Source organism: Peribacillus sp. NPDC058002, assembly GCF_042886655.1.
Lineage (GTDB): Bacteria > Bacillota > Bacilli > Bacillales > DSM-1321 > Peribacillus > Peribacillus aracenensis.
Genome location: NZ_JBHVQU010000112.1, coordinates 1 through 13,020 on the forward strand (window position 1 = coordinate 1; position 13,020 = coordinate 13,020).

Sequence of the window (13,020 nt, forward strand, 5' to 3'; positions counted from 1 at the left end):
CCATAAATAAGTGAAGGGCAGGCGAGAACCACCTGGAAATCCCTTGAACCATATTTAAGAAAGGAGAGGTATTATATGCCGCTTTCCCATGAACATCAAATGTCACTATTAAAAGATATATTGACCAACCATCAAACAGACTGCTGCGGATCCGTTTCTGAATGTGAACAGGTTGAAAGGCTCGTCAAATCCCTAATGATCAATATGGAAATTGACAGCAATGTGAAACCGATACTGACGGAGATTTACAAATACAGTCAAACAGGCATCGGTACCGCCGATTTAGATGCACATATTTCAACCCACCAGAACGACCTGTCCCAGTGGGTGGATGATATCGATCAATTCTGATCAGCCAACCATCAATAATGCTTCCAGCTTTTGCAGTAATTCATTTCTTTCCTCGTAACGCTTTCTTCGATGATGCCATTGGATGGAAAGCACAAGTTGTGAAACCGTGTGCCATTTCATCCTCATCTCCAGGCCTGCGTCAAGCTTCTTGCCATAACGGGCAAGCCATTGATTCCATTCTTCCCTTGGGACATAAGAATACAGGAGTATGCCGAGGTCAATGGCCGGATCGCCAATGACCGCTCCATCCCAATCAATCAGGAACAATCCGTCGGTTTCGGTCATGAGCCAATTATTATGGTTCACATCACAATGACAGACGACTTTTTCGTCGCATTCAATCAACAGGAGATTATTCTGTAAAAAATGGATGGCCTGCTTGATAATCGGAATATCCGTAACATCCGAAGATAACCCGGTTTCTATGTCTGTAAGTATACTTTCAGGTCGTAAAGGGGATTTCCCAAGCCTTTTGAGCATGCTTAACAAAGGATCGGATTGATGAATTTTTTGAAGCAGCTTTGCGACTCTTATATTGTTCATTTCCTGCTGAGATAGCTCCCTGCCTTCCATCCAATGCTGGGCCGTAATTACATCCCCATTTTCCAGGCGTTTTGTCCACATTAACTTTGGAACAATGCCCTCAGCCGAAAGAACAGCTAAAAATGGCGATGAATTTCGTTTAAGGAAGAGCTTCTGCCCCTCTTTCTCGGCAATAAAGGCTTCCCCCGTAGCTCCTCCGGCAGGGGATATATCCCACTCCTGACCTAATAAATGTTCCAACTGGTTCACCTTCGATTTCCTCGCTTAATCATACAAATGTGGGTACGTTCACCTAGTGTATGTATTACCACTACTTTGAGTCCATGTTTTATAAAAAATCCGCCTGTTGGCGAAGCTGCATATATACTTGCATCGGGATGATACCCGCAATTAAAAACATCCTCATTTTAGAGAAATAAAAAAATAGCTATTGAGCAATTAAACAATAGCCATAAATTAAATTTTAGTTGAAAAACGGTTTCTTCGTCAAGTACTATAAAACGATTATACGCATAAAACAAAAACAAATAAATCATTTCATATTTTTGTATGGGTTATCATCCTTGAACATGACGCGGATTTTCTCTTTCAGAACCACTGCAGCTACTTCATGCGTACCAACAATTTCCCCATCAGACTGGATTTTTACTGACCCTTGATTCTTCATTTTTATTATTTTACCGGAAAAAAGAATCAACATTTTTCATGTTTAGGTGACCGCCCCAAAAAACGGTGATGAAGACGGTCAATAATTTCAACAAAGTAATATCATGGACCGCAATCACGTTCAACCTGTCATCATCCAGCTTCGACATCGGTGAAATTTTCATCCCACCGCCAAAGTAGGGCTGGTTCGCAATAACAATGAACCAAACCTTTTTCAAAAGATGCCGGTCCCCATCAATGATCAATTCCATGCAGCTGGGCTTATAAGTAAATATCTTTTTTATAAAAATGAACAGATAAATTAATTTACCCGCCCTGACAAAATTAAACCATTTTTTAAGAGCGGAACGATCTGCTTCATCGGAAATTTCTGCATCAATGCCCATTCCCAGGCTGTTCACGAAATAACCCGCCTTGCCATTCGTCTCGAACCGCCCAATATCAATGGCACGGAAGGCATTACCCTGAAATAAAGAAAGAGCTTCTTCCACACTCTCCGTTTTTTGAATGCCCCTTACATAATCATTGCCGGATCCAGCCGCAATGGAGCCGATGATAGCGTGAGGGAAATCAATGGCGCCATTTATCATTTCATTAATCGTGCCATCCCCCCCCCGACAGCAATCACCCGGGTATCCTGATTCGTCCCTGATAGAATTTCCTTCGTCAATCTTAGCGCATGCCCCTTTTCACGTGTAAAGAACACCTCATGGGGAACAGCTTTTGATTTCAATATTCCCTCGGCTATATTCCAAATCTTCAAACTCTCTTCATTTCCAGCCACTGGATTGACAATGAAATATACCGTTTCATTAAGGCGCGGCATGCTCATTTCCTTCTGTTTGGCTATAATCGGCTTCCCATTCAGGTCGCAGGCTGGATGTAGTTTGGCAATATTCAAGCAATGCCTGTGCCCCTTTTAACTGCTGTGCCTTAAGAGGGGACGATATAGCCCGCATCCTTTCAAACCATTCCGGGAAGGTCCGTTTATCCAACAAGGTAATATCATAGGGTGCTTCGGGATAATCGACATATCCATTCCGGGATAAAACCACCTTTTTAATCGGCATGTTCACTTCATATAGCTCAAATAACTGGGAGACGATGTTCGTCATCCGATTTGCACCCAACAATGGGTTAAGCACTTTTTTATCTGGATGCTTATGATGCCTTCGGACCCAGAACCGTTCACTCGAGCCGATGAAAGCAGCGTCTTCTTCCGCTTCCAGAAAAGTGATGCACCAAGCATCAACAGGGGTCAATAAAATGACTTCGACTTCAACAGGCGCATTTTTCAATAGAAAGATAGGTTTATATAATACAAGAAACGTATCCGGAAAACGCTGCAGAAAAAAGCGGAGCCTTTCATCCAAAAAGAATGATTGGTCCACAAATGACTTTTCACGAAGCGTCGAACTCCCCCATTTCATTTGAAAACGGAGCAATTGATTTAAAAAATTTTGCTTTAATTCATCCAGGCTAGCCGGTCGGAACGGAAACCTTAATGAAAAAACATTAGGATCTTCAATCTGGTTCGGTATTAGCAGTTCTTCTGCCTCTGCCTCCTGTTTACCTGTCCGGTGGAATATGCCTTTCACCTTTTTAATCATGCCCTTTGACTCTTCCTGAGGCGGATCGAATTTGACCTGTGTTTCACTTTCAGTATGCTCGCTATACAACCGATCCAGCTCGCCCGCATTATAAGCAGCCTTCAATTTATCCCATTGCTGTTTTTTCAACCGTGCAAATTGTGTTGGATAATGATAAATATCCTGCTCATACCGGGAAATATAATCCTGCATCTTTATGAGCTGTGCCATTCGACCACCACCCATTTCTCTCTATTTTTGAAGGTTTATCGTGAAAATCTTTTCATATGAAGGGGAAGCTCCAAGATGTGTTTGATATAATGCAACCTGAACTGCTTCAAAATGCTTATCCTCCAAATTCGCTATCTGGCGAACGCTCTCCAACGAAAAGGGACTATCCCCCTCGAATTTTCTTGCCAGCGTAATATGAGGCTTAAACGGCTTTTTATCAAGTTCAAAACCCGCTTCGATACAAGAATTATAGACTTTCCTTTGAATGGCAAAAAGCCGTTCTTGCTGCTTGACGCCTGCCCATAGAATCCTTGGGCTCTCACTCTTGCCAAAACCGCCGATATCGCCGAGTTCCATGCCGAATGAGGCCTCGTTGGCAAGCTCGTTTTCCACCTTCCTCAAAGCATCCTTTTTCAATGTATCAGGAGCATTGCCCAAAAATGCCATCGTAATATGATAATCGGCTGGATGCAGCCATTTCTTAAATGGAAAGTCTTGCTTAAGTTGTTCCGTAACAGCATTTAAATAAGCCTTAATATCATCAGGCAATACTAAAGCAAAGAAAAAATGAGTATTCATGGTCACATACATTCCTTCCTGTTTTCCCTTTAATTTTACCATAATTCCCATTCATATACCTTTTCCTGGGCATCCTATTGAATATTCCCTCCATCAGGAAAATCCCCAATCTAACATACTATGAACGAAAGGTCGCATAAAACGAAAAATACAGAAAAAAACAAAAAAGGACCAAAAAATTGGTCCTTCCCTGTCATTTCTTCTTTTAGCTGAACAGTGTTTCGTAAAGCAGGAACAAGTTCAGTCCAATGATTAGTACAGCTATAAGCCAAGCGACGCTCGAGGTGATTTTATGGTTGACCAGGCGGCCCATGATTTTTTCATTGCTTGTAAACATGATCAATGGCACTAAGGCAAACGCGATGCCAAACGAAAGTACAATTTGGCTCATCACAAGTGCTTTGGATGGGTTCACTCCCCATAAAATTATGAGCAGGGGCGGAACGGTGGTAATGACCCTTCTTAAATAAATCGGTATATGCCTTTTAATGAATCCTTGCATGACTACATCACCTGTCATTACCCCAACGGATGAGCTGGATAAACCGGCAAATAATAATCCTATTCCAAAGAGCATCGCGACTGATGGTCCAAGTATCGCACCGAATTGTTGATAAGCAACATCCAAGTCCTCTACAAGTATTCCATTCTTATGGAATAGGGCAGCTGAAACTATGACCATAGCGGCATTGATCGCGCCTGCAATCAACATGGCGATGACAATGTCAATTAGCTCAAAACGATAAATCCTTTTTCTTTCCAAATCGTTTTTTCCGACTATTCTTCTTTGAGTCAAAGAAGAATGAAGGTAGATCGCATGTGGCATAACGGTGGCTCCAAGCATACCGGCCGATAGCAAAATACTATCCACTCCCTCGAACTTTGGAGTGAAGAGTCCTAAAACAACGGCAGAAGTGTCAGGTTTTGCATAAAATACTTGAGCGCCAAATGCTATCACAACGACAAATATCATGACCGTGATCAGAGCTTCGAAAGTTCGATAGCCTCTGCGCTGGAATTCCAGAATGGCAAAGGAACCAATTGCTGCAATTATTGCAGATGTGATAAGCGGTAAGTCAAATAGCAAATAAATCCCTAGTGCAGCTCCTATGAATTCCGCTAGGTCGGTTGCCATTATAACGGCTTCGGCCTGAATCCATAATAAGAAAGATGTTTTTTTCGAAAACTTTTCCCTGCATAGCTCTGGAAGGTTCTTTCCAGTGGCTATTCCCAATTTAGCTGATAGTGATTGGATTAGCACAGCCATTAAATTGGATGCGAAGATCACCCATAATAACGTATAGCCATATTTTGATCCGGCTGTAATATTGGTCGCATAATTCCCTGGATCAATATAGGCCACAGCCGCTATAAAGGCAGGCCCTAGATAAGGAAGCAGATTTTTTATTCCTCTCGAAGAAGATTGATGCAACACATCGGACATATCTATGTCAACTCCTTTTTACACGCAACTCAAATTGTTGCGACAGGTAAACTTTTTAGGTTATTAGCAAGTATATTCCTGGTTTCTGAAAATGTCAAAAGGGAGGATTGCATAAAGATTTAATTAACGTAAACGGAGATTCGGTGATGGCCATCTGCTTCCGGCTACATAGAGTAAAAACCCCCTTGCCACTAGTGGCAAAGGGGTTTTTATTTATTTACCGGAACCGCATTGCTTCTCGATTTCCCCGGAAAACAGTTTCTGCAGTCTTTTGGTTATCGGACCGGGTTCCCCGGCTGCAATCGATTGGCCATCGATATTAATAATTGGTGTCACTTCAACGCTTGTGCTTGTATAAAGGACTTCGTCGGCTCCCATCATGTCCTCGACGGTGAAGGCTTCCTCGACATATGGAATCCCATGATCAGCGCAAAGTTTCAGCATCACCTGACGGGTAATTCCATTCAGGATCAAGTTTGTGGCCGGATGCGTTTTAAGTAGTCCATCCACCACGATTGAGACATTTGACGAACTTCCCTCCGTCACCGTACCATCACGATGCTGGATGGCTTCATCACAGCCGGCTTCTACCGCTTGCTGTTTAGCCATTATATTACCCAGTAGATTTAAACTCTTGATATTACAGCGCATCCAGCGAATATCGTCGGTGGTAACAGCCTTGACCCCTGGCTTGATTTTCCCTGTATAAGGCATTTCCTTGGTATAGGCAACAAAGACCGGTTCCACCTCGACAGTCGGAAATGAGTGTGTACGCGGAGATACGCCCCTTGTCAGCTGCATATAGACGATACCGTCCCTCAGTTGATCTTCAGCAATCAGCTCTTCCATGCGGGCTTTGATTTCCGCTGCAGTGAAGGGAACCTTCATCTGTATCAACTTCGCACTGTCCATCAGCCGGTTCAGATGCATATCCCCCGCAAATAATTCGCCATTATAAACCCGGATGACTTCATAGACGCCATCTCCGAATTGATATCCCCTGTCTTCAATATCTAGCTTTACTTCGGACCTGCTTTTAAGGTCGCCGTTAAAAATGATTTTCCCCATGTCTTACTCCCTCTTTGCCTCTTATTTAGCCAATTCTTGAATGGCACGTGCATAAATGGACGTAGCCTTAAGCATATCTTCAATATCAATATATTCATCTTTCTGATGCGCAATGTCTTCGCTGCCAGGGAAAAGCGGGCCAAATGCAACGCCTTCTTTCAATGAACGCGCGTATGTGCCGCCGCCAATCGAAAGAAGTTCAGCTTCATCACCTGTCTCCGCTTCATAAACTTCCTGCAACGTCTTAATCAAGAAGCTATCACTGTCCACATAATGTGGAGTTGAATGCGAATTGGTCTTCACTCTCAAATTATATGCCGCAAGTCTTTCTTCCAATGCCGCCTTTTGCTGTTCCCACTCGAACGTCACAGGGTAACGCATGCTGAAACCAATCGAGCTGTCGCCTTGTTTGGAATAATTGAAAACGCCGGCATTGACCGTCAATTCTCCTGTTTGCTCATCCGAATAAGCCACACCTAAATTATTTCCGCGGGAATCTTCAAACAAACGGTCCTTTATGAAAGTGAAGTAGGCTTTCGCATGCGGATCAAGAGTAAGATCAGCTAAAAATACAGCTAAATGCAGACCTGCATTCTTTCCATTTTTCGGTTCCATCGCGTGTGCCGAGACACCATTCATTTCAAGCAGCACTTGATTTTTCTGCGGAACGGCCTGGCCCCCCAATGAGTATTTTTGCAAATAATCCTGATAGTTTGCCGCCACTTCAGCAGGGTTGGCCGCTTCCACAATGGCTGTAGCAAAATCCGGTACCATATTCGTCCTTCGACCTGAAGAAAATTCCATAACATTCACTTCAGAATTCGTGCCATTTCCTGCATCGGCAGGGTGTATAACCGAGAAATCCCAGATTCCTTTTTCCGCACTGATGATCGGGAAGTCAGCATCTGGTGCGAAGCCGATCGAGGGCATTTCCTCCACTTCAAAGTAACGGTCAACGCAGCGCCAGTTCGATTCTTCATCGGTTCCAATGATCATCCTCACACGTTTGTTCAAAGGTTCTCCCAGTTCCCGGACCAGCTTCATCGCATGATAAGCAGCCATCGTCGGCCCTTTATCATCGATTGCCCCGCGAGCATATATGCGGCCATTGCGGATTTCAGCGCCGAACGGATCCGAACTCCAGCCATCTCCCTCAGGTACCACGTCGACATGGCATAATATCCCGATTAACTCCTCGCCTTCACCCATTTCGATATGGCCAGCGACATTATCGACATTTTTAACAGTAAAACCGTCTTTTTCGCCCAATTGAAGCATGAAATCAAGCGCTTCCTTCACCCCTTTACCGAATGGGGCCTCCTCTGTCGGATGTTCTTCATCCAGTACACTTTTTATTTTCAATAAGTTTTGTGTATCCAGTAATAAGTCCATTTTCCGTTTTTCAACTTCTTCTCGCCAATTCAATTCACTCAAAATACGACAACTCCTCTTTTATATATATTTTTCATTTTATCACTTTTACTACCTGATTCGCCAAGCGTTGCTACCTATTCTTCGTATTCCCGTATTATCGCCAACATAAAACTACCGATAAAATCCCCTGCATTTTCAAAAAAACACACTCTTTTATTAAGGCTGTTTTCGCATACTTTGTTGCTATTCACCAAGTAATGCGGTGTGGTTGATTTCCCCTCCATCGCTCGCTTTCCGCGGGGGCGGGCGGTGAGCCTCGCACTTCCGCTCCAATCAACCTTAAATCGTTTTGTTTTAAAAACAACAATCTTTACGAAAAGAGCTTTTATTAAAAAGAAGATGATTTCATTAGACTATCGGCATCCATAAGCTTTGTTACTTTTCGGTTCAGCCTTGGGATGTATAAAGCTAAAAAAACGGACCGTCCTAAACTGAAAGCCAGGAATGCAAGCCATAATCCATGATTGCCATGATTGCTGACCGCTGTGAATTGGACAAGTAGAAAAGCCAATAATGCAAGGAGCATTGAGTTCCTTACTGGAACGGCTTCTGTCGCCCCGGTAAACACTCCATAAAAAATGAGGCCGATAAAGGCACTGAATGGGAATAGGACTATCCAAAGTCCATATTCATGGGCCAGTTCGATGACGCCGGGAATGTCCGTGAAAAGGAGAATGACCTTATCACTGAACAGATAGTAAGATGCGGCAAGTATGACCGAAGCATACAAGCCCCACCGCGCCGATAGTGAGAGTGTTTTTTTATAAAGGTTTATATCTCTCGAACCAAGCGCCTTCCCGACCAGAAGACTCGACGCGTTCGCGAAGCCATCAAAACAATAGGCCATCAGGTAATGGATTTGAATGAGTACGGCATTGGCCGCCAGTGTCTCTGTCCCGAAAGTGGCTCCCTTGGCCGTAAAAAGATTGAAAACCGCGATCAGGCAAATGGTCCTGATGAATAAATCCCTGTTGACCACCATCATTTTTTTCAGGGAACCCCGATCGAACCCATCCCGGAATGAAAACGAATCCGGTACGTTAACCGCTTTCCTGATCACCCACAAGCCCAGCAAAAAAGCGGAAATCTCTGATATCAATGAAGCGGCAGCAACCCCTGATACAGACCATGAAAAGCCATTTACAAAAACGAGGCATAAGACAATATTGATCACGTTCATGAAAACTTGAATGAACAAAGATGTTTTTATCCTGGATTTCCCGATTAACCAGCCTAAGATGACATAGTTCAATAATGCAAAAGGCGCACCCCATATCCGGATGCCGAAATAATCTGCGGCAAAGGCGGAAACGTCCGATTCCGGACCGATTGCGCCTAACGAGATATTCAAAATGGGTTTTTGAATCATGATAAAAAGCAGGCCGATGATCGCTGCAATGAAAAAAGGCCGAATCAAGGCCATCAGGCTTTGATTTTCATCCCGTGCCCCCTCCGCTTGTGCAGCGAAGGCAGATGTACTGACCCGTAGAAAACCAAAAAGCCAATACATCGTATTAAAAATTATGGTTCCGACAGCCACCCCGCCAATATAAGCGGGATCACTCAACTTTCCAACCACAGCCGTATCGACCGCACCGAGCAAGGGCGTACTCATCGTCGAAATCGTAAGCGGGATGGCCAAGGAAAGATACGCTCTGTTATTCATATAATGATGACCTCCTATGTACATGAAAATTCCGAAAAGTTAGATTTGGAATGACGTTATAAAAAATTGTATTTAAAGTACAAAAAGATTGCAGTATTCCATTTTAATTACTAGAATTGAATATATGGTGCTCCCCGTTATGCATGAGATGCCTCTACAAGATTACTTGTGAATCATTTCAAATAGAACGGGTAAAACTATTTAGATATTGATAATTTCCGGTTTCAATATTAGAAGATTGAAAGATTGATACCGCTTTCAACCCGCAGCAGTTATGGGAATTCCATTTTTCCACAGGCATACATGTACTTTCTATTCCAGCAAGAAAAAGGATATTCGCAAGCCGGAAAATAAAATGCTTGACAGATTCTTGAAGGAGTTATAGTATTGCTCGTTGATAATATAACTTTTGCACTATGTTTGAACATATATTCATCGTTATAACAACTAATTAGGAGTGATCATGATGGGAAGATTGACTAATAAAGTAGCCATTATCACCGGCGGAGCATCTGGTATGGGCAGGGAAATGGTAGACCTATTCACAAAAGAAGGAGCACAAGTCATTGCTGCTGATATCAATGAAAAAGCTGTAGCTGTTGTGAATGAACTGGATAATGTCCATGGAACTGTACTTGATGTATCTTCAGACGAAAGCTGGAAAAAGGTGACGGATGAAGTTATCGCTAAATTTGGCAAAATCGACATTTTGGTAAACAATGCCGGTATCTCAACAGAAAAAGGCATCAACGATACGACTTTGGCCGATTGGCAGCTAATGTTAAGCATCAATGGTTTTGGACCATTCCTTGGAATGAAACACGTTATTCCTCACATGGCTAAAGAAGGTAAAGGCGCAGTTGTAAATATTTCTTCCTTCACTGCTCAAATCGGAATGGGCTTGAACTCTTACTCAGCTTCAAAAGGGGCCGTTCGTGCTATTTCCAAGGCTGCCGCAACGCAATATGGCCGCATGGGCGTCCGTGTCAATGCCGTATTCCCTGGTATCATCGAAACACCAATGACTCAAAAATTGGAAGAGTCAAAAGAGTTAGTGAACCAAATGATCAAAGCAACTCCATTACAACGTTTGGGTCAGCCGGCGGATATTGCAAATGCCGTCCTTTATCTAGCATCCGATGAAGCTTCATACGTAACTGGTGCCGAGCTTGTCATCGACGGCGGATACTCAGCTCAATAATTATAAGCAGAAATGGAAAATCCCGTTTCTAAAGATCCAGAAACGGGATTTTCTGATTCAATGAAGGAATTTGGTAAGTTGAAATGAGTTACGTTAACACACCAATAAAATAACCAAAAGTCGTAAATACCAAACACCAGCTGAAAGCACCTGCTCCTGCAAAGATGAAGTACTTTCGTTTCCCCATCCCATTCATACCGGAAATGTAACTGGCGAAGTGACGGACTCCTGGGATGAAATAGGCTATGATGATGGTCCAAGGACCGTATTTATTGAACCATTCCTCCAACCTCTCCAACCTCGCGGGGGTCATTTTGATCCACTTACCATGCTTCCTCAAAAAAGGTTTCCCCACCTTTTTTCCGATGAAATAACTGACAAGCATCCCGGTTATCGATCCAAGGAAACTGACAAGGAATGCTCCTTGGACATTCAAAACGGAAATGGATGACAAATAGCCGACAAAAGTCATCATGAACTCATCAGGTACCGGCAAACCAATAATCCCAATGGCCAACAGTCCATATATCGCAAAATAACCATAGTTTGATATTAAGTCTTTTATTATATCCATCTAAAGTACTCCATCTCAGCACCCTTTTTTAAAGTAATCCATATTCTTACACGGGCCTGGGTAACGTGATTACTCTTTTTTAATAGGATAACCTAATTTAACCCAAATGAGTTGATTTTCCTAAAAAAAAAGAGAAAAAAAAAAGAATGGACACGTTTTTTGTTGAAATACCGTAATGCTATTCAATAGAATATGAAAAACGGCAACAATAAAGCGGACTCTAACCTGAGTCCGCTCCATCTTAATTCACAAGCTTTATTTCATTGATTGGCCAATACACTAGATTCGCCTTGCCGACAATTTCATCAACGGAAATCGTGCCTATTTCACGGCTATCCAAACTATTTTGGCGATTGTCACCCATAAGGAACAACTGGCCTTCCGGCACTGTCATGCTGCCTGTAATATCTTCTAGCTTGAAGGATTCAGTCAGCGGCACCCCTGCCATCTGATTCTTATATTTGTCCAAGTAAGGTTCTTCATAAGCTTTCCCATTAATATAAAGCGTATCATCTTTATATTCAATATGGTCACCTGGCAGACCAATTACCCTTTTTATATAATCTTTATCTACCGTTGCATGAAAAACGACAATGTCAAACCGGTCTATATTATCGATATTCGTTCCAAACTTGGTAAGAACAATTCTTTCGTGGTCTTGCAGAGTCGGCATCATTGACTCACCGTCCACGACAATCGGTGCAAAAATATACGTTCGAATTAAAAAAGCTAGAATGACTGCAATCAATATCGCTTTTATCCATGAAAAAACTTCTTTTCTTTTTTCCAATCGAAGTCCCTCTCTCTGTTTTTTATTCATGTCATTATATCATAAACCTTTAATGATCACGTCATACAAATACCCACATTTTACACATTGTCAATCACTTCCATTTTTCGTGCTGGATTTCGATGCTTTCCCACTCCATTTCCCTGCACTGCATCTTAGCTGGACAAATCGCATTATATGTACGGACTTTCTCATTTATTTCATCAATTCGTTTCATTAATTCAGACTCAGTTCCATTCATTTTTTTCAATAGAACCAATCCGGACAGCTCATCCCGAATTTCTTTTTGCCATTTTATCCAAAGCGGAAGGTAGCCGGCATCTTGGGCCTTCGTCAAGAAGTTGTCATATATATTTCCCGATAGCGCCGACTCCGGAAGCGGTTTTCCAAAGCCAGGATTATTCTTCAGCCCGCCGTCTCTTTCATATTCCTTAAAAATCTGATCCATCCAGTTCACATGCCCGTGTTCTTTGCCCATAAACAATCCCCCTTCAGATCACTTCGCATTACATGTATTTACAATTATAACATTTTTATCAATATCCACTCCACCCTGGAGAATCAATCGCTGAACACTTTCTACTATTATATATGCATATCTTTCAGCCAAACACATTCAGACAGCAAAAAAAGGATCCCCCTATTGCGTAACAGGTTCCTTTTGAGGTGAAAAACATTGCAAATCGCATCATATTTTTTCTCACTAATATCAATGAAATTCTCTGATTAAATACAATCAATAAACGCAAAGAAGGGATAGCTTAATGGCTATCCCTTAAATTCTCTATCGACTACCTTTAATTAAATAAATTTGTTATCTATTTTTATAGCTCTTTTCGTAAAGATTGTTGTTTTTAAAACAAAACGCTTTAAGGTTGATTGGA

Annotated in this window: 15 protein-coding genes; 2 read left to right on the plus strand and 13 right to left on the minus strand. The window is 42.3% G+C overall.

Going from position 1 to position 13,020, the window contains the following annotated elements; translation table 11 throughout:
- Window positions 1–75: 75 nt before the first annotated feature.
- Entirely contained in the window at window positions 76–351 is a 276-nt protein-coding gene (locus ACFVSH_RS17325; RefSeq protein WP_387602296.1) for a YtzH-like family protein, read from the plus strand.
- Here the strand turns inward: ACFVSH_RS17325 and ACFVSH_RS17330 are convergent, their stop codons facing one another.
- The 10 genes from ACFVSH_RS17330 to ACFVSH_RS17375 all read right to left on the minus strand — a co-directional run bounded on the left by ACFVSH_RS17330 (window position 352) and on the right by ACFVSH_RS17375 (window position 9,571).
- The gene (locus tag ACFVSH_RS17330; protein WP_063232868.1) at window positions 352–1,134 is read right to left on the minus strand and encodes a phosphotransferase family protein; all 783 of its coding nucleotides are present in this window, start codon (window positions 1,132–1,134) and stop codon (window positions 352–354) included.
- 292 nt (window positions 1,135–1,426) lie between these two features.
- Complete coding sequence (locus ACFVSH_RS17335) at window positions 1,427–1,561, minus strand: hypothetical protein (RefSeq protein ID WP_387707076.1); 135 nt, start codon at window positions 1,559–1,561, stop codon at window positions 1,427–1,429.
- Between the two features lie 10 nt (window positions 1,562–1,571).
- Window positions 1,572–2,150, minus strand: coding sequence for a diacylglycerol/lipid kinase family protein (locus tag ACFVSH_RS17340; protein ID WP_387707078.1), 579 nt, complete (start codon window positions 2,148–2,150; stop codon window positions 1,572–1,574).
- On the minus strand, window positions 2,147–2,386 hold the full coding sequence (locus ACFVSH_RS17345; protein WP_387707080.1) for a diacylglycerol kinase family protein: 240 nt from the start codon (window positions 2,384–2,386) through the stop codon (window positions 2,147–2,149). Before ACFVSH_RS17345 ends, ACFVSH_RS17340 begins: the two co-directional genes overlap by 4 nt.
- Window positions 2,373–3,380, minus strand: coding sequence for an NERD domain-containing protein (locus ACFVSH_RS17350; protein ID WP_387602288.1), 1,008 nt, complete (start codon window positions 3,378–3,380; stop codon window positions 2,373–2,375). Before ACFVSH_RS17350 ends, ACFVSH_RS17345 begins: the two co-directional genes overlap by 14 nt.
- A 21-nt stretch (window positions 3,381–3,401) precedes the next feature.
- Entirely contained in the window at window positions 3,402–3,959 is a 558-nt protein-coding gene (gene thpR / locus ACFVSH_RS17355; RefSeq protein WP_387707088.1) for an RNA 2',3'-cyclic phosphodiesterase, read from the minus strand.
- Between the two features lie 205 nt (window positions 3,960–4,164).
- Window positions 4,165–5,403 (minus strand): Nramp family divalent metal transporter, encoded by a 1,239-nt coding sequence (locus ACFVSH_RS17360; RefSeq protein ID WP_192206101.1) that lies wholly within the window; start codon window positions 5,401–5,403, stop codon window positions 4,165–4,167.
- Window positions 5,404–5,616: 213 nt separating this feature from the next.
- The gene (gene dat, locus ACFVSH_RS17365) at window positions 5,617–6,471 is read right to left on the minus strand and encodes a D-amino-acid transaminase (RefSeq protein ID WP_387602283.1); all 855 of its coding nucleotides are present in this window, start codon (window positions 6,469–6,471) and stop codon (window positions 5,617–5,619) included.
- Window positions 6,472–6,492: 21 nt separating this feature from the next.
- The gene (gene pepV, locus ACFVSH_RS17370) at window positions 6,493–7,905 is read right to left on the minus strand and encodes a dipeptidase PepV (protein WP_387707082.1); all 1,413 of its coding nucleotides are present in this window, start codon (window positions 7,903–7,905) and stop codon (window positions 6,493–6,495) included.
- 328 nt (window positions 7,906–8,233) lie between these two features.
- Window positions 8,234–9,571, minus strand: a complete 1,338-nt coding sequence (locus ACFVSH_RS17375; RefSeq protein WP_387602278.1) for an MATE family efflux transporter — start codon at window positions 9,569–9,571, stop codon at window positions 8,234–8,236.
- Window positions 9,572–10,037: 466 nt separating this feature from the next.
- On the opposite strand from ACFVSH_RS17375, the gene ACFVSH_RS17380 reads away from it, so the two are divergent.
- Window positions 10,038–10,772, plus strand: a complete 735-nt coding sequence (locus tag ACFVSH_RS17380) for an SDR family NAD(P)-dependent oxidoreductase (protein WP_387707084.1) — start codon at window positions 10,038–10,040, stop codon at window positions 10,770–10,772.
- 88 nt (window positions 10,773–10,860) lie between these two features.
- Here ACFVSH_RS17380 and ACFVSH_RS17385 read toward each other — a convergent pair whose 3' ends face one another.
- The 3 genes from ACFVSH_RS17385 to ACFVSH_RS17395 all read right to left on the minus strand — a co-directional run bounded on the left by ACFVSH_RS17385 (window position 10,861) and on the right by ACFVSH_RS17395 (window position 12,614).
- Window positions 10,861–11,346 (minus strand): DedA family protein, encoded by a 486-nt coding sequence (locus ACFVSH_RS17385; RefSeq protein ID WP_192206106.1) that lies wholly within the window; start codon window positions 11,344–11,346, stop codon window positions 10,861–10,863.
- 241 nt (window positions 11,347–11,587) lie between these two features.
- A complete protein-coding gene (lepB, locus tag ACFVSH_RS17390) occupies window positions 11,588–12,136 on the minus strand; it encodes a signal peptidase I (RefSeq protein WP_192206107.1) in 549 nt (182 codons plus the stop codon).
- A gap of 94 nt (window positions 12,137–12,230) precedes the next feature.
- Complete coding sequence (locus tag ACFVSH_RS17395; protein ID WP_387707086.1) at window positions 12,231–12,614, minus strand: DnaJ family domain-containing protein; 384 nt, start codon at window positions 12,612–12,614, stop codon at window positions 12,231–12,233.
- Window positions 12,615–13,020 lie beyond the last annotated feature (406 nt).